Source organism: Streptomyces sp. NPDC020747 (assembly GCF_044334695.1).
Lineage (GTDB): Bacteria > Actinomycetota > Actinomycetes > Streptomycetales > Streptomycetaceae > Streptomyces.
Window position 1 is genome coordinate 266,669 of the sequence record NZ_JBIRTJ010000013.1, and the last position, 15,597, is coordinate 282,265.

Sequence of the window (15,597 nt, forward strand, 5' to 3'; positions counted from 1 at the left end):
ACGGGGCACAGGATGAGCACACAGATATATGCGCCAGTCATCTTTCGCGGGTCACCCAACGTGCTATTGACTACAAGTCAGTCGCGCGCCCTAGACCCCGCCGTGCGGCTGCTCACTGTGGAGGAGGTCCGATACATGCACTCTCAGCGCGTGCGCAATGAGCAGCAGATCCGAGAACTGCGGGTCCCGTTGGGCGTTCTCGTAGCGCTGGATGCTTCGGCGTTCCATGCCGGCGAGGTTGGCCAGCTGCTCCTGTGAGAGTTCTGCTTGTCGTCGAAGGTCCGCGATTCGGTGGCCGAGGAGTCTTCGGCGGTCGATGACCCAGTCGGGTCGGGGAGTGCGGCGGCGGGACACCCGTCAAACGCTGTTGCCCAGATGATCTTGTGTCAGTACCCAAATGGTCGCCAGTCGATCAAGATTGAGCCGAGCCTCGCGGCGCTATGGCATATGCCGCAGGGCTCGCTGTAGTGTCCAAGATTCGAACGGGCGTTCGCTCGATCGGGTGAATTACCGCCTAGACCTGCATCCGTTAGGCAATGCGAACGGTCGAAGCACCCAGAACGTGTCGGGCCGTCACCTACGGATTAGCCCCCCCTCGGTGGCGGCTCGACACTTGGGGCGGCCCCTCGCTCCCCACCGACGTGGGACGGCGGGGGGTCGCCTGCACCCCTGACCTGCAGAGTCCCCATGATCGATTAGGGGAGTTTTAGGAGATTGGGCTGCGCGGCACTGTGGCGCACTGATGTATCGCTGACGCGCACTGGCGGGTCATTGAAACGGATGAGTGATCGCGCCAGGCCGTCAACCAGCTAAGACGCTCCCAGAGTTCGAGGTCAAGACTCGACCCCGCGTTCGCGGAGAAGCTCCTCAACTTCATCATCGCCGAGGTCATCCGCCACCACGAGAGCATCGCGGACAGCGCGGGCACCACAGGCGGCGACGGCGGCACAGGTGGCGCGGGCAGCCGGGAATGACCACAACCGCCTACCGGCAGGCCCTACTTCTCATGCTGTTTCTCATGCCGTTGTAAGCCCGCCCTCTCGGCGTACGCGCCGAAATGAGGCATCCTGCGCTGAGCACTCCTTGTCAGTACACGAGTACTCCCTGTCGGCCTGTTCGGACATAAGCTTGTCGTCCAAGCGAGGGGACTTCGCTCCATGCCGCCGGATGCCAAGATCCTCATAGTCGACGACCATGAGGAAACGCTCTACGCCCTGGAAAGCGCCCTGGCCCCGCTCGGCTACCACCTGACGCGGGCGACCAGCGGCGACGAAGCGCTGAAGGTAGTCCTGCGCGGCCACGTCGGCCTGCTCGTCCTCGACGTACGCATGCCCGGCGTCAGCGGCCTCGACGTGGTCCGCTACATGCGGGGCGTCGAACAGACCCAGCTCATCCCGATCATCCTGGTCACCGGCTTCGGCCCCGACGCCGAACTCACCACCACCGCCTACCGCCTGGGCGTCGCCGACCTCGTCATGAAACCCATAGACCCCTGGGCCCTGCGCACCAAGGTCCGCTACCTCTACGACTCCCACCAGCGCTACCGGTCCCTGGAACGCGAAGTACGCGAACTCCGCGCCCTGGTGAAGGAACAGCCACCCGCCGCACGCTACGTGGGACCGGGCGCGTAACCCCCACCGGACCAGGGACGTGACCCCGACCCGACCGGGGGCGCAACCCCACCCGGACCAGGCCGCCCCTGTGCCGCGCCCCGCCCATCAGGCAGCATGGCACCCATGTCCGTACTGACGCGCGACGAAGCGCAGACCCGTGCCAAGCTCCTCGACGTCCACCGCTACCAGATCGAACTCGACCTGACGCGCGGCGACGAGATCTTCGACTCCCGTACCGTCATCCGCTTCACCACCCGCGCGGACGGGGACACCTTCGTCGAGCTCAAGCCCGCCGAACTGCGCTCCGTCACCCTCGACGGCAACCTCCTCGACCTGGACACCCACTCCCTGGACGAGAACCGGCTGCCGCTCAAGGACCTCACCGCCGGCGAGCACGAACTGCGCATCGACGCCACCATGCGCTACTCCCGCACCGGCGAGGGCATGCACCGCTTCACCGACCCCACCGACGGCGAGACATACGTCTACACGCAGCTGTTCATGGACGACGTGCAGCGCGTCTTCGCGGCCTTCGACCAGCCCGACCTCAAGGCCGTCTTCGAGCTCACAGTGACGGCCCCCCAAGGCTGGACCGTACTCGCCAACGGCATCACCGAGCGCCAGGAGAACGGCAGTTGGCGGGCAGCGCCCACCCCGCTGATCTCCACCTACCTCGTCGCCGTCGCCGCCGGACCCTGGCACTCCGTGCGCACCGAACACCGCGGCCTGCCCTTCGGCATCCACTGCCGCCGCTCCCTCGCCCCCCACCTCGACACCGACGCCGACGAGATCCTCGACATCACCCGCGCCTGCTTCGACCGCTACCACGAGAAGTTCGAGGAGCCCTACCCCTTCGACTCCTACGACCAGGCGTTCGTCCCCGAGTTCAACGCCGGCGCCATGGAGAACCCCGGACTCGTCACCTTCCGCGACGACTTCGTCTACCGCTCCGCCGTCACCGACACCGAACGCCAGACCCGCGCCATGGTCATCGCCCACGAGATGGCCCACATGTGGTTCGGCGACCTCGTCACCCTGCGCTGGTGGGACGACATCTGGCTGAACGAGTCCTTCGCCGAGTACATGGGCTACCAGACCCTCACCGAAGCGACCCGCTTCACCGACACCTGGACCGACTTCGGCATCGTCCGCAAGGCCTGGGGCTACGACGCCGACCAGCGCCCCTCCACCCACCCCGTCGCCCCCGACCCCGAAGCCGTCCCCGACACCGCCTCCGCGATGCTCAACTTCGACGGCATCTCCTACGCCAAGGGCGCCTCCGCACTACGCCAACTCGTCGCCTGGCTCGGCGAGAAGGACTTCCTCGCCGGCATCAACACCCACTTCGCCCGCCACAGGTTCGCCAACGCCACCCTCGCCGACTTCATCGAATCCCTCGCCGCCGCCACCGAACGCGACGTCCACGCCTGGGCCGACTCCTGGCTGCGCACCACCGGCGTCGACACCCTCACCGCGTCCGTCACCGCACAGCCGGGGGAGTGGACCCTCACCCTCGACCGTGCGGGCAGCCGCCCCCACCGCGTCACCGTCGGCGTCTACGACCGCGACCTCAACGACAGCCGCGCCCTCCTCCTGCGCGAACGCTACGAGACGGACATCCCGCAACAGCCCGCCCCCGAACCCCGCACCGGCCCCCGCCCCGCCCTCGTCGTCCCCAACGACCTCGACCTCACCTACGCCAAGATCCGCCTCGACGACGTGTCCAAGGAGACCGCCCTGCGCGGCATCTCCGACGTCCCCGACGCCCTCACCCGCGCCGTCCTGTGGAACACCCTGCGCGACATGGTCCGCGACGGCGGCCTCGCCCCCGCCGCCTACCTGGAGACCGCCCGCGCCCACCTCCCCGCGGAGACCGACCTCGCCGTCGTCCAGGGCGTCCTCACCTTCGCCGCCGCCCAGGTCGCCGACCGCTACCTGCCCGCCCACGAACGGCCCGCCGCCCTCGCCACCCTTACCTCACTCTGCCGCGACCTCATCCGCCGCACCGAGGACGGCGACCACCCCGGCCTGCGCCTCATCGCCGTACGCCACCTCATCGACGTCGCCGCCCAGCCCGACACCATCAGCGCCTGGTTCTCCGAGGGCACCGTCCCCGGCGGCCCCGAACTCGACCCCGAACTGCGCTGGCGCATCCTCGGCCGCCTCGCAGTCCTCGGCGCCATCGACGACGCCGTCATCGACGCCGAACTCGTCCAGGATCCCAGCGCCACCGGCCAGGAAGGCGCCGCCCGCTGCCGCGCCGCCCTCCCCGACCCGGTCGCCAAACGCGCCGCCTGGGACGCGATGTTCACCACCGACGACCTCTCCAACTACCTCTTCACCGCCACCGCCCAGGGCTTCTGGCAACCCGAACAGACCGACCTCGTACGCCAGTACGTCGACCTCTACTGGAACGACGCGGTGGCCGTCGCCGCCCGCCGAGGCCCCGCCATCGCCGAAGCAGCGGGCCGCTGGGCCTTCCCCGTCTACGCCATCACCCCGGACACGGTCCACGCAGGCGAACAATGCCTGACGGAATCCACCCCCACCCCAGCCCTCCGCCGCAAACTCACAGACCAACTGGACGACCTGGCACGGGCGTTGCGAGTACGAGAGGCATAGCGGACAGGGACTGATCGACGGCCCGCGCCCCTCCGCGCACAAGGGCGCGGGCCCGCTTCAAACAGGGGCGCGGGCAACCGCCTGCTTTGGCTTTCAGGGGCGCGGGCCAGCTTTCCGACTGGGGCGCGGCGAACTGCCCGTCTTTTTCGCGGACGTGGTCCTGCCGTCTTGCGGGGCGCGGCGAACCGCCATCTTTTTAGGGGCGCGGGGAACTGCGCGACCAGCCCCGACCGACCCGCACGTCACCCACAAACCCGCACGTCACCCACAAACCCGCACGTCCCCCACAAACCCGCACGTCCCCCACAACCCCGGCGCGGAGCGCAATACCCCCTTTCGAGTGCTGATCACCGCACTCTCCACGCACACCGCCCCAAACACAGACACGCTGGAAGTCCCCGCCCCGCGCCCCGGAGGACGACCATGAGCCCGCTCGCATCAGGCCCCCAAGGCCCGAACACCCTGCGACCGCTGCTCACCACCGTGCTCGAAGCACTACAAGCCGGCGCGGCCACCCGAGACGGCCCCCTCCCGGCCGGCGGCCCCACCGAAGTCGCCGCCCGCCTCCGCGAGGCACTCGGCGACCCCTTCCCGGACCACGGCGACGAAGACGCCCTCCGCACCCTCGTCCAAGCCTTCGCGGCAGGCGCGGCAGACCCCGCGGACCCCCTCTGCACGGCCCACCTCCACTGCCCACCCCTCGCCGTAGCCGCCGCCGCGGACCTCGCCGCCTCCGTCCTCAACCCCTCCCTCGACTCCTGGGACCAGGCCCCGGCCGCCTCCGAACTGGAAGCCCTGGTCACCGGAGCCCTCACCGCCGAGGTCTACGGGGAAGCAGGCCAGGCCCGGACAGCCGGCGACGCCCTAGTCACCACAGGCGGCACCGAGTCCAACCAACTGGCCCTCCTCCTCGCCCGCGAACACCACGGCCACACCCAGCTCGTCTGCGCCGAGAACGCCCACCACTCCCTCCGCCGCGCCACCTGGCTCCTCGGCCTCCCCGAACCCGTCACCGTGCCCGCCCCCGCAGGCACCATGGACCCCGCCGCCCTCGGCGAAGCCCTGACCGCGCTCCCGGGCCCACTCCTGGTAGCCGCCACCGCGGGCACCACCGACGCCGGCCTCATCGACCCGCTCCCCGACATCGCCACCCTCTGCGAAACTCACGGCGCCCGCCTCCACATCGACGCCGCCTACGGCGGAGGCCTCCTCTTCAGCGACCGCCACCGCCCCAAACTCGACGGCCTCGCCCGCGCCCACACCGTCACCCTCGACCTGCACAAACTGGGCTGGCAGCCCGTCGCCGCAGGCCTCCTCGCCGTACGCGACCGAAACGACCTCGCCGCACTGGCCCACCACGCCGACTACCTCAACGCCGACGACGACACCGAAGCAGGCCTGCCCGACCTCCTCGGCCGCTCCCTGCGCACCACCCGACGACCCGACATCCTCAAGATCGCCGTCACCCTCAAAACCCTCGGCCGCACCGGATTCGGCGCCCTCGTCGACCGCGTCTGCGAACAAGCCGCCGAATTCGCCGAACTCATCCACCGGCACCCGCACTTCGAACTCCACGACCGGCCCACCATCAGCACCGTCCTGTTCCGGCCCACCGACGCCACCGACGACACCGTCGCCGCCGTACGCCGCACCCTCCTCACCGAAGGCCGGGCCGTCCTCGGCCGCGCCCGCCTCGACGACCGCCTCTGGCTCAAAGCCACCCTGCTCAACCCGCACACCGGAGCCGACGACCTGGCCGCGCTCCTGAAACTGGTGGAAGGACACACCCGACGATGACGCCCCCCACGTCACCCACATCCCCCCAGCACCCCGTACACCACGAACCCGAAGCCCCCCGCGACCTCGTCGGCATCGGCATCGGCCCCAACAACCTCTCCCTCGCCGCCCTCGCCCACCCCCTCGCCGAACTCGACACCGCCTTCTACGAACAGCGCCCCACCTTCGACTGGCACCCCGGCCTCCTCATCGAAGGCACCACCCTCCAAGTCCCCTTCATCGCCGACCTGGTGACCCTCGCCGACCCCGCCAGCCCCTGGACCTTCCTCAACTACCTCAAGGCCCGCGACCGACTCTTCCCCTTCTACTTCGCCGAACGACTCCACATCCACCGCGCCGAATACGCCGCCTACTGCCGCTGGGTCAGCGACAGCCTCCCCGGACTCCACTTCGGCCACCAGGTCGACGCCGTCCGCTGGAACCCCGAACGCGACGTCTTCGAAGTCGACTTCACCCAACTCGACAGCGACGGCGAAGCCGAAGCACTCGGCCGCACCTACACCAAGAACATCGCCCTCGGCATCGGCACCGCCCCCCACATCCCCGAACCGCTCCGCCCCCTCGTCGAAGCCCCCGGCGTGCCCGTCATCCACGCCGCCGACTACCTCGAACACCGCGACCGGTTCCTGACCGCCGAACACATCACCGTCATCGGCTCAGGACAGTCCGGCGCCGAGGTCTTCCTCGACCTCCTCAGAAACCGCCCCGCAGGCCGCGAGAAAATCCACTGGCTCGCCCGCACCGAGGCCTTCGCACCCATGGAGTACTCAAAACTCGGGCTCGAACACTTCACACCCGACTACACCCGCTACTTCCACGCCCTGCCCGAACCCGTACGCGACCGGCTCGTCCCCGCCCAATGGCAACTCCACAAAGGCATCGACGCCGACACCATCGCCGCCATCCACGACGAGCTCTACCGCCGCACCCTGGACGGCGGCTGGCCCGACACCGTCCTCACCCCCGGCGTCCACGTCCGCACCGCGGGCCGCATCGCCACCACCAAGGTCGAACTCCACCTGGAACACGCCCAACAGGCCGGCCGCTCCCGCATCACCACCGACGCGGTCATCCTCGCCACCGGCTACCGCGAACGCCCCCTGAGCCGCATCCTCGCCGGACTCGACCCCTACATGCGCCGCGACGCCTCCGAACGCCCCCGCATCGACGACCGCCACCGCCTCGTCCTCGACCCCTCCGTCACCGGAGCCGTCTACGTCCAGAACGGCGAACGCCACACCCACGGCGTCGGCGCCCCCGACCTCGGCCTCACCGCCTGGCGCAGCGCGAGCATCCTCAACTCCCTGACGGGCAAAGACCCCTACCCACTGCCGAGCCGAACGGCCTTCACGACCTTCGGACTCACCCAGCAGCCCCAGATCCCGCCCGCCAGACAGCAGCCACGGATGCTCACACCACTCGCCGAATAGAAAATCCGGCCCCTGTACCTGTACACGAACCGGCCGACCAGAAGCCGACCGGAAGCCGACTAGAAGACCGGCGTACCCTCACGCGTCAGCTTCCAGTCCACCGACGCGAACTCCTTCGGATCCAGCGAACCCTTCGCCGTCACCCACTCCGCGATCCGCGTACGGATCTCCGTCGACTCCGCCCACAGCTCCTTCGCCGACGCCACATGCGGGAACGCCCCACCGCCATTGGCCCGGTAGTTGTTCACCGCGAACACGAACTGCTGCGCGTCGTCCAACGCCACACCGCCGTAGGAAAGGTTCTTGATCCGCGAACCCGCCGCCTGCGCGATGTCGATGTCGTACGTCAGCCCCGACACATAGTCGTAGTTGTAGTCCGGCCGGTTGCCCGCGTTCGTCAGCTTCTCCACATCGACCGCGGCACCGGCCGCCGTCTGCACGAAATACTGCGCCGAGAACTCCAGGTACGCCCGCACCTGAGCACCTGTCATCAACTTCGCGACCAGCGTGTTGTCGTACACATACAGACTCGACAGATCCCGGATCGTCACATCACCCGCCGGGATCTCCGACGTACGCGAGAACGGCGACGCCTGCGACAACACCGGCAACGACGCGTACTCCGTCCCCACCAACGCCGCCTTGACCACGTCCTCCTGGACCTTTGTGATCAGGTCGATGATCGGAGCGTCCTTGTAGCGCGCCTCGACCGTCGTCAGCGTCTCCGTCGCCGTCCCGACCACCTGGTTGACGTACGCCACGACCACGTCGTGCTCGTCCTTCAACAGCTTCGTGATCCTCGGGTCGTCGGCCACCGAGTTCGAGTTGCGGACCGACGCCGCCACCGACTCGACCGTCCAACGGCCCTTCTCGAAGACCAACTCGAAGTCGAACAGCGACAACCGCTCCGCATACGCCAACGGCTCCGACAGAACGACCGTCTTCCCCGTCTTCGTGTTGGTGACCTTCAACTCCGGAATCTCCACATGCGCGTGCCCGACCAGAATCGCGTCGATCCCCGGCACCTGCTGCGCCACCAACCCCGCCGAGTTCTCCACGTACGGCAACTGATCACCGTACGAGGACGTGCCCGACGAACCCGAGTGCGCCGACACGACCACCACGTCCGCACCCATCGACCGCAGCTTCGGCACCCACTTCGCCGCCTGCTCCTCAAGCCCCGGGAACGTCAACTTGCCCTGCACATAAGCCTTGTCCCAGATCGCGATACCCGGGTTCGTCAGCCCCAGCACGGCCACCTTCACCGGCGGGGCGCCCTTCACGTGGAACGTCTTCATGAAGTACGGAGGAAAGGCCGGCTTCAGCGTCTTCGCGTCCAGCGCGTTCGCACCCAGCAGCGGGAAACGGCACTGCGACTCGAACTTCCGCAGCGTCTCGATTCCATAGTTGAACTCATGGTTGCCGAGCGCCACCGCGTCATAACCGATCGCGTTCATCGCCTGGGCCATGGGGTGGACAGGTCCGCCCTTGGCGGTGATCGGATCGACCTTCGCGTAGTAGTACGTGAGAGGGGTCCCCTGGATCGTGTCACCGGCGTCCAGCAACAGCGTGTTGCACCGGCCCTTCTCCTTACGGACCGCGTTCACCAGCGTCGAGATCCGCGCCAGACCCTGCGCGTTGCCCGCCGCGTCCTTGTACTCCGCGTCCTTGAAGTAGTCCCAGTTGAAGATGTGACCGTGCAGATCGGTCGTGCCCATCACCGTCAGCGAATACCGCTTCGGCTTCCTGCCACCCTTCGCCACCACAGCCTCCGCCGCCTGAGCGCTCGGAGCCACGGCCACACCGGCCAGGGCGACCCCCGCGCCGGTCACGGCGGACTTCTTCAGGAACTTCCGACGGTTCAACGGCATGACGGGCTACTCCTCGGGAAACGATCGACAACACACGCAGATACGCGCGTAGATTCTGACCCGGTCATGACGCACGGCAACAGCCCCCGCAGGTTTCGATCTGATGACCGGCAAGGTCCGGAAACGGGCCGCCGGTGACAGAGTGGGACGTATGACCTCACCCTCCGAAGCCTCCGAGGAAGCCCGCTCGGCGGTCCCCTACGGCACGCCCGACGCACCCCGCATCGCAGTCCGCGGCGAAGCCCACCTCGAAGTCGACCCCGAGATCGCCCGCATCGGCATCACCGTCAGCGCCCGAGGCACCGACCGCCGCGACGCCCTCACCGACCTGACCCGCCGCAACACCACCGCCCTCGACCTCGTCAAAACCTACGGAGACGCCGTCGAGAAACTCGAAACCGGCGCCTTCTCCATCACCCCCGAACTCACCAAACACGGCCGCGGCGAACGCATCCGCGCCTACCACGGCCGCGTCCACATCACCGCCGAACTCACCGACTTCACCGCCCTCGGCGAACTCACCACCCGCCTCGCAGACCTCGACCTCACCCGAGTCGACGGCCCCTGGTGGGCCCTGCGCCCCGACTCGCCAGCCCACCGCCAGGCCCGGCAACAGGCAGTACGCGAAGCCGTCCAACGAGCCCGCGAATACGCCGAAGCCCTCGGCACCACACTCGCGGCCCTCGTGGAACTCGCCGACATCGGCGCCGAGAACGCCCACCCCTACGGCATGGAAGCCCAGTCCGCCCGATCCATGCGCACCATGGCATTCGACGCCGGCGCCCCCGAAGGAGCCCCCGCCCTCGACCTCGAACCCGAACGACAGCACGTCTACGCACAGGTCAACGCCCGCTTCACCATGTCACCGCCGACGCTATAAAGCGCTCCGCGCTCTTACTGCTCCAGCCGGACTTCTGTATTCGTCCTGGTCAACGGTTTGGCGGTGGGGAGTATGGCGGGGTGTGGCACGGGCAGGGCGGTCTCGGCTCGGCCGTCCAGCCAACGTGTGCCCGCGCCGCATGCAACGACAGTTTGACGAGCAGTTCGTTCAAGGACAAGCAGTTCGTTCAAGGGCAAGCAGTTCGTTCAAGGACGAACTGGCCCACACCGTGATCCGTCGCGACGCGGCAGCGGTGCATGCCGGCCCGACGCATCATCAGCAAGCCCGACGAGATCGCCTACCACCGCGCCTGCGCCCCGCTGGACGCCACCGTTGCCGACCTGGTCCGCGTCGCCGGGTGCCGCGTGCCCGACGCTCTCATTTCATGCGGTGCGGGCGCACGTCGGCGGGACGGCCGACCCAAGACCGTCCCGCCCATGCCACACCCGCCACTCCCCACCGCCAAGCCGTTGACCAGGAAAAATACAGAAGTCCTGCTGGGGTACTAGCCCTCCACAACGATGCGGCGTGCCGCCTCCACTTTCCTGTGGTGGGCCGTGCGGAGCCCCTCCAGGGCCTTGGCGTTTCGCTCGATGTCCGCCTTCTGGATCCTGGACTCGGCCTTGAACCAGATGCCGAGCAGCCCGGTCTCCTCCTTGCACCGCACATCCGCGATCGCGGTCTTCGTCTCCTTCGCGGAGACCGTCTTGCCCTTGAACGCGGGAGTGTTCAGTGGGTCCATGGGGGAGGCATATCGGAATCCGGAATTCTGCATGCACGCGGACCATTTCCGGAACCCTTCCCTTACCGGAGAAGCGTTGAGAGATTTCGTGTAGCCCTCAGTGGCGATACGGCTCGCGACTGCCGACCCGGCCGGTTCGTCGTACTCCTTCGAGAGCTTTTTCACCGACTGGCCGAAGCAGCCGTCCGCCGGAACCTCTTTCCCCTTGTACATAACCCTTTCCCCGCCGTCCGGCACCGCGCCCCGGTTTCCGTAGAACACCGGGAGGGCGTCCTCCGGCAAAGGGATCCGCTCGTTCCGGATGGCGTCGCTGTTCGGGCGGTAGCCGAAGCGTGCGGCCTCGGTCGCGCTCGACAGCCCGTAGCGACGATCGGCGGGCCTGGGTACGTCCCGGTCCGGCTTCGCAGGCTCGTACGCGATCCCGTATTCGCGCAGACAATGCCGCGTCAGCACTTGCTGGGCGGACTCGATCGCGGTGTTCTCGGCTTCGGTGTAGCTGTACCGGGCGATGGGCAGCCGGTCGGTGTACGCGACCTGTCGCTCGGCCGCCGGTCTGCTCGACGCGGCGGAGTTCTCGGAGGCCTCGGCCGGGCCGCCGCCCTCGCCCGAACTGCTCCCGGGGGAGCAGCCGAGCAGGGCGGCGGCCAGGGCCAGGCAGGCCGGTGCCAGGCGTCGCATGCGGATCAGAACTTGTAGCAGTTGCCGTCGTAACGGCCGTAGCCGAAGGACGCGTTGTTGTTGTACGTGTTCACGAGGCGGTCGTCCGAGGTGGTGTTGGTGTCGCCCCAGGCCGGGATCGCGTCGCAGGCACCCGCGAGGTTGCTGTTGTAGTAGATGTTCAACGAGTACGCGCTCATGTTCAACACGGAGGCGGCGTTGTTCTTGACGGCCTGGCCCTTTCCGGCACCGCTACCCAGGAATGTGTAGTTGTTCAGGCTGTAGTGGTCGAAGCCCACGAACACGGTTCTGGAACCGGACAGTCCGCTATTGTAGTAGAAGACCATGCAGTACGCATTGGAGTTGGAACAGGTGAGGCCTGCCGAGGCCTGTGACTGCGGGGCCATTCCGAGCACGAGGCCCGCGGTAGCGGCGGCGGTGAGGCCGAGAGAGGCAATCTTGCGGCGCATACGCATGGGAAAACTCCTGTGTAGGTCCAGACGCGGAAGATGCGACTCACGAATTCCTTGCCGCGTGAGCCGTTTGATCGTAACAACCCTTGATCCGAACGGGAATTGAATTCCGGGACCGATTCCCCAGACTGTCCGTTTCCGGCTTCGTTTTCCGATTTCCCCCGGGTGACCCTGCCGCAGGCCGAGCGGCGCGTCGGTGTAGGCGGTGCGCTCATCAGAGCACCCCTGCGCACAGTTAAACACTTGTCAACAACCCTTCATGCAAAGGTTGTTGGGTAGTCAGGCAGGACCAATTCCCTACCCGCTGGTAAGGCCTAGGCTCGAACCATGCGCCGAGCAAAAATCGTTTGTACATTGGGCCCCGCCACCGACTCGTACGACCAGATCAAGGCACTGGTCGAAGCCGGAATGGACGTAGCCCGCTTCAACCTCAGCCACGGCAGCCATGCCGACCACGAGGAGCGCTACCAGCGCGTGCGAAAGGCCTCCGACGAGACCGGCCGCAGCGTCGGAATCCTCGCCGACCTTCAAGGCCCGAAGATCCGACTCGGCCGCTTCACCGAAGGACCCGTACTCCTTGAACGCGGAGACACCTTCACCATCACGGTGGAAGAGGGCACGGAGGGTGACCGCCAGACCTGCGGAACCACCTACTCCGGCCTCGCCGCCGACGTCACCACCGGCGAACGCATCCTCGTCGACGACGGCAAGGTCTGCCTCGAAGTCACCTCCGTCGACGGACCCCGCGTCCACACCACCGTCATCGAAGGCGGCATGGTCTCCGACAACAAGGGCCTCAACCTCCCCGGCGTCGCCGTCTCCGTCCCCGCCCTCTCCGACAAGGACGAGGACGACCTCCGCTGGGCCCTGCGCACCGGCTGCGACGTCATCGCCCTCTCCTTCGTCCGCAGCGGACGCGACATCGAGGACGTCCACCGGATCATGGACGAAGAAGGCCGGCGCCTCCCGGTGATCGCCAAGGTCGAGAAACCCCAGGCCGTCGAGAACATCGACGACATCGTCGCCGCCTTCGACGGCATCATGGTCGCCCGAGGCGACCTCGGCGTCGAAATGCCCCTCGAACAGGTCCCGATCGTCCAGAAGCGCGCGGTCAAACTCGCCAAGCGCAACGCCAAGCCGGTCATCGTCGCCACCCAGATGCTCGACTCGATGATCGACAACTCCCGCCCGACCAGGGCCGAGGCGTCCGACGTCGCCAACGCCGTCATCGACGGCACGGACGCCGTGATGCTCTCCGGCGAGACGAGCGTCGGCAAGTACCCCATCGAGACGGTCCGCACGATGTCCCGCATCGTCGAGGCGGCCGAGGAGGACATCCTCGCGAAGGGCCTCCCGCCACTGACGGAACGCAACAAGCCCCGTACGCAAGGCGGCGCGGTCGCCCGGGCGGCGGCGGAAATGGGCGACTTCCTGGGCGCGAAGTACCTGGTCGCGTTCACGCAGAGCGGCGACACGGTCCGCCGCCTGTCGCGTTACAGGTCGCCCATCCCACTCCTCGCCTTCACTCCGGACGCGGCCACCCGCTCCCAACTCAACCTGACCTGGGGCGTCGAGACCTTCCTCGGCCCCCACGTCGACTCGACCGACGCGATGGTCGACCAGGTCGACGAGCTGCTCCTGAAGTACGGCCACTGCGAGAAGGGCGACATCGTCGTCATCACGGCCGGCTCCCCGCCCGGGGTCTCCGGCTCCACGAACCTGGTACGTGTGCATCACATCGGCGAGGACGACAGCCCCAAGTAGGGGCTGGGGGTCAGTACTTGGGGCCCACGTGGGTGTCCATCAGGGCTACGGAGGCGCGGCGGGCGACGGAGATGTTGAATGAGTTGGACTGCTTCCAGCCGACGCCGACCTTGTCGAGGGTGTCGGTGTAGAGCCGTGTGATGTCCGCAGACAGATTCGTGAAGAAGTACCGCGGGTACTCGTAGCGCTTCTTCTCGCCCGCGACTACACGTGTTGTCCAGTTGGTGATCCGGCAGCCGTCGGAGTGGATGAGGCCACGGATGAACTCCCATGGGTGGGCGTCCACGATCTTCTGTTGCCAGGGTTCGAGGGCGATTGTGCGCTCATGCTTCTTGCCGGGGCCGTGTTGGGGGAACAGACAGGGCCAGTGGCGGCTGTAGCTGGTGACCATCGAGTAGCCCTGATTCTGGAGGATGTAGACGCCGATGCCGGGACGCACTTTCGTGATGGCTTCGCGGCACAGTTGCAGTAGTCCGGGCCACGCATCAGCACACGCGACTCTGAGGTAGTAGCCGGTGCCGCGCATGTGCGGGCTGATGCAGCCGTCGCCGAGATAGAGGCCCAGTAGGTAGGCGTACGCGCGCTCATCTGCCGGCGGGCCCGGATCCGGAGTGGCCATGCGCGGCAGCGGTTCCATCCGGTCCTGCCAGGAGCGGATCGCGGCGCGCGAGATGCCTGTTTCTTTGCTGACGGAATTCAGGCTGCGCCCCTGGCCGACCAACGCGAGTGCCCGCTTACGCGTGCCCATGTCGTACATGTGGCCACTGTCCGGGCGGGATTGGGGCGACACGCAGCAAAAAGCGGATGTTCACGAGAACGTGAGCATCCGCTTCCAAATGGTGACCTTGGAATGCCAGGAAAAGTGCCCCGAGTCGGACTCGAACCGACACTGTATGGGTTTTGAATCCATTGCCTGCTGCCAATTGGGCTACCGGGGCCCAGTGAATCGAAGGTTTACTCCGACCCGCTGCCTGACCACCATACCGCAGCTAGGTACGCTCTTGGGAGCAGTACTTGCCTGCCTTGGAACAAGGAGCCCCCGTGACCGCCCCCGAGTCGCCCCAGCCCGTAGACGCGCCCGACGACGACAAGTCGCACGTGCCTCCGCTGACGACCCGTGTCGTCATCGCCGAGGACGAGGCGTTGATCCGTCTCGACCTCAAGGAGATGCTCGAAGAAGAGGGATACACGGTCGTAGGCGAGGCCGGTGACGGTGAGCAGGCCGTCGAGCTCGCCCGGGAGCACCGCCCCGACCTGGTCATCCTTGACGTCAAGATGCCGAAGCTGGATGGGATCTCCGCCGCCGAGAAGATCGCCGAGGAGTCCATCGCCCCTGTGCTGATGCTCACCGCGTTCTCGCAGCGCGACCTCGTCGAGCGGGCGCGTGACGCGGGCGCGATGGCGTATCTGGTGAAGCCGTTCAGCAAGAGTGATGTCGTTCCGGCGATCGAGATGGCGGTCTCGCGTTTCACGGAGTTGAAGGCGCTGGAGAAGGAGATCGAGGATCTCACGACGCGTCTGGAGACGCGGAAGCTCGTCGACCGTGCGAAGTCGGTGCTGCAGACGGAGTACGGCTTGTCGGAGCCGGCCGCGTTCCGTTGGATTCAGAAGACGTCCATGGATCGTCGTATGTCGATGCAGCAGGTCGCGGAGGCGGTCATTCAGGACGCCGACGAAAAGAAGGCCGCGAAGGAGTAGCGCGCTGCGTGAAGTCGAGAGGCCCGCCCCTTGAGTACCTGGTAAGAGGG

Annotated in this window: 13 protein-coding genes, 1 tRNA gene and 1 pseudogene; 9 read left to right on the forward strand and 6 right to left on the reverse strand. The window is 67.2% G+C overall.

What is annotated here, in order from left to right; all coding sequences use genetic code 11:
• Positions 1 to 90 precede the first annotated feature (90 nt).
• Positions 91 to 354 (reverse strand): helix-turn-helix transcriptional regulator, encoded by a 264-nt coding sequence (locus ACH4YP_RS32135; RefSeq protein ID WP_398494249.1) that lies wholly within the window; start codon positions 352 to 354, stop codon positions 91 to 93.
• A 461-nt stretch (positions 355 to 815) separates the two neighbouring features.
• Between ACH4YP_RS32135 and ACH4YP_RS32140 the strand changes: the two are divergent.
• From ACH4YP_RS32140 to ACH4YP_RS32160, 5 genes and pseudogenes are all read left to right on the forward strand, one after another.
• A pseudogene (locus ACH4YP_RS32140) lies at positions 816 to 974 on the forward strand (chorismate mutase); the annotation flags it as partial.
• A gap of 183 nt (positions 975 to 1,157) precedes the next feature.
• Positions 1,158 to 1,631: a response regulator gene (locus tag ACH4YP_RS32145; protein ID WP_361058525.1), complete on the forward strand. Its 474-nt coding sequence runs from the start codon at positions 1,158 to 1,160 to the stop codon at positions 1,629 to 1,631.
• A gap of 96 nt (positions 1,632 to 1,727) precedes the next feature.
• Positions 1,728 to 4,235 carry an aminopeptidase N gene (pepN, locus tag ACH4YP_RS32150; RefSeq protein WP_398494251.1) on the forward strand — a complete coding sequence of 836 codons (2,508 nt, stop codon included), beginning with the start codon at positions 1,728 to 1,730 and terminating at the stop codon, positions 4,233 to 4,235.
• Positions 4,236 to 4,658: 423 nt separating this feature from the next.
• Positions 4,659 to 6,032, forward strand: a complete 1,374-nt coding sequence (locus ACH4YP_RS32155) for a pyridoxal phosphate-dependent decarboxylase family protein (RefSeq protein WP_398494253.1) — start codon at positions 4,659 to 4,661, stop codon at positions 6,030 to 6,032.
• Positions 6,029 to 7,462 carry a SidA/IucD/PvdA family monooxygenase gene (locus ACH4YP_RS32160; protein WP_361058518.1) on the forward strand — a complete coding sequence of 478 codons (1,434 nt, stop codon included), beginning with the start codon at positions 6,029 to 6,031 and terminating at the stop codon, positions 7,460 to 7,462. The genes ACH4YP_RS32155 and ACH4YP_RS32160 overlap by 4 nt, the downstream gene beginning before the upstream one ends.
• Before the next feature lie 59 nt (positions 7,463 to 7,521).
• Here the strand turns inward: ACH4YP_RS32160 and ACH4YP_RS32165 are convergent, their stop codons facing one another.
• Positions 7,522 to 9,333 carry a 5'-nucleotidase C-terminal domain-containing protein gene (locus tag ACH4YP_RS32165; RefSeq protein ID WP_398494255.1) on the reverse strand — a complete coding sequence of 604 codons (1,812 nt, stop codon included), beginning with the start codon at positions 9,331 to 9,333 and terminating at the stop codon, positions 7,522 to 7,524.
• Between the two features lie 151 nt (positions 9,334 to 9,484).
• On the opposite strand from ACH4YP_RS32165, the gene ACH4YP_RS32170 reads away from it, so the two are divergent.
• On the forward strand, positions 9,485 to 10,213 hold the full coding sequence (locus ACH4YP_RS32170; protein ID WP_361058513.1) for an SIMPL domain-containing protein: 729 nt from the start codon (positions 9,485 to 9,487) through the stop codon (positions 10,211 to 10,213).
• A 257-nt stretch (positions 10,214 to 10,470) separates the two neighbouring features.
• Positions 10,471 to 10,722: a hypothetical protein gene (locus ACH4YP_RS32175; RefSeq protein WP_361058511.1), complete on the forward strand. Its 252-nt coding sequence runs from the start codon at positions 10,471 to 10,473 to the stop codon at positions 10,720 to 10,722.
• On the opposite strand, the gene ACH4YP_RS32180 is transcribed toward ACH4YP_RS32175, so the two are convergent.
• Together ACH4YP_RS32180 and ACH4YP_RS32185 are read right to left on the reverse strand one after the other, a co-directional pair.
• On the reverse strand, positions 10,719 to 11,633 hold the full coding sequence (locus tag ACH4YP_RS32180; protein WP_398494258.1) for a hypothetical protein: 915 nt from the start codon (positions 11,631 to 11,633) through the stop codon (positions 10,719 to 10,721). The two genes, ACH4YP_RS32175 and ACH4YP_RS32180, sit on opposite strands and share 4 nt — an antisense overlap.
• A gap of 5 nt (positions 11,634 to 11,638) precedes the next feature.
• A complete protein-coding gene (locus ACH4YP_RS32185) occupies positions 11,639 to 12,082 on the reverse strand; it encodes a peptidase inhibitor family I36 protein (RefSeq protein ID WP_398494260.1) in 444 nt (147 codons plus the stop codon).
• A gap of 330 nt (positions 12,083 to 12,412) precedes the next feature.
• Here ACH4YP_RS32185 and pyk point away from each other — a divergent pair, with 330 nt between their 5' ends.
• A complete protein-coding gene (gene pyk, locus ACH4YP_RS32190; protein ID WP_398494262.1) occupies positions 12,413 to 13,849 on the forward strand; it encodes a pyruvate kinase in 1,437 nt (478 codons plus the stop codon).
• Between the two features lie 10 nt (positions 13,850 to 13,859).
• Here pyk and ACH4YP_RS32195 read toward each other — a convergent pair whose 3' ends face one another.
• Together ACH4YP_RS32195 and ACH4YP_RS32200 are read right to left on the reverse strand one after the other, a co-directional pair.
• A complete protein-coding gene (locus ACH4YP_RS32195; RefSeq protein ID WP_361058503.1) occupies positions 13,860 to 14,606 on the reverse strand; it encodes a helix-turn-helix domain-containing protein in 747 nt (248 codons plus the stop codon).
• Positions 14,607 to 14,712: 106 nt separating this feature from the next.
• Positions 14,713 to 14,787: transfer RNA gene (locus tag ACH4YP_RS32200), tRNA-Leu, on the reverse strand.
• A gap of 103 nt (positions 14,788 to 14,890) precedes the next feature.
• On the opposite strand from ACH4YP_RS32200, the gene ACH4YP_RS32205 reads away from it, so the two are divergent.
• The gene (locus tag ACH4YP_RS32205) at positions 14,891 to 15,547 is read left to right on the forward strand and encodes a response regulator (RefSeq protein WP_361058501.1); all 657 of its coding nucleotides are present in this window, start codon (positions 14,891 to 14,893) and stop codon (positions 15,545 to 15,547) included.
• Positions 15,548 to 15,597 lie beyond the last annotated feature (50 nt).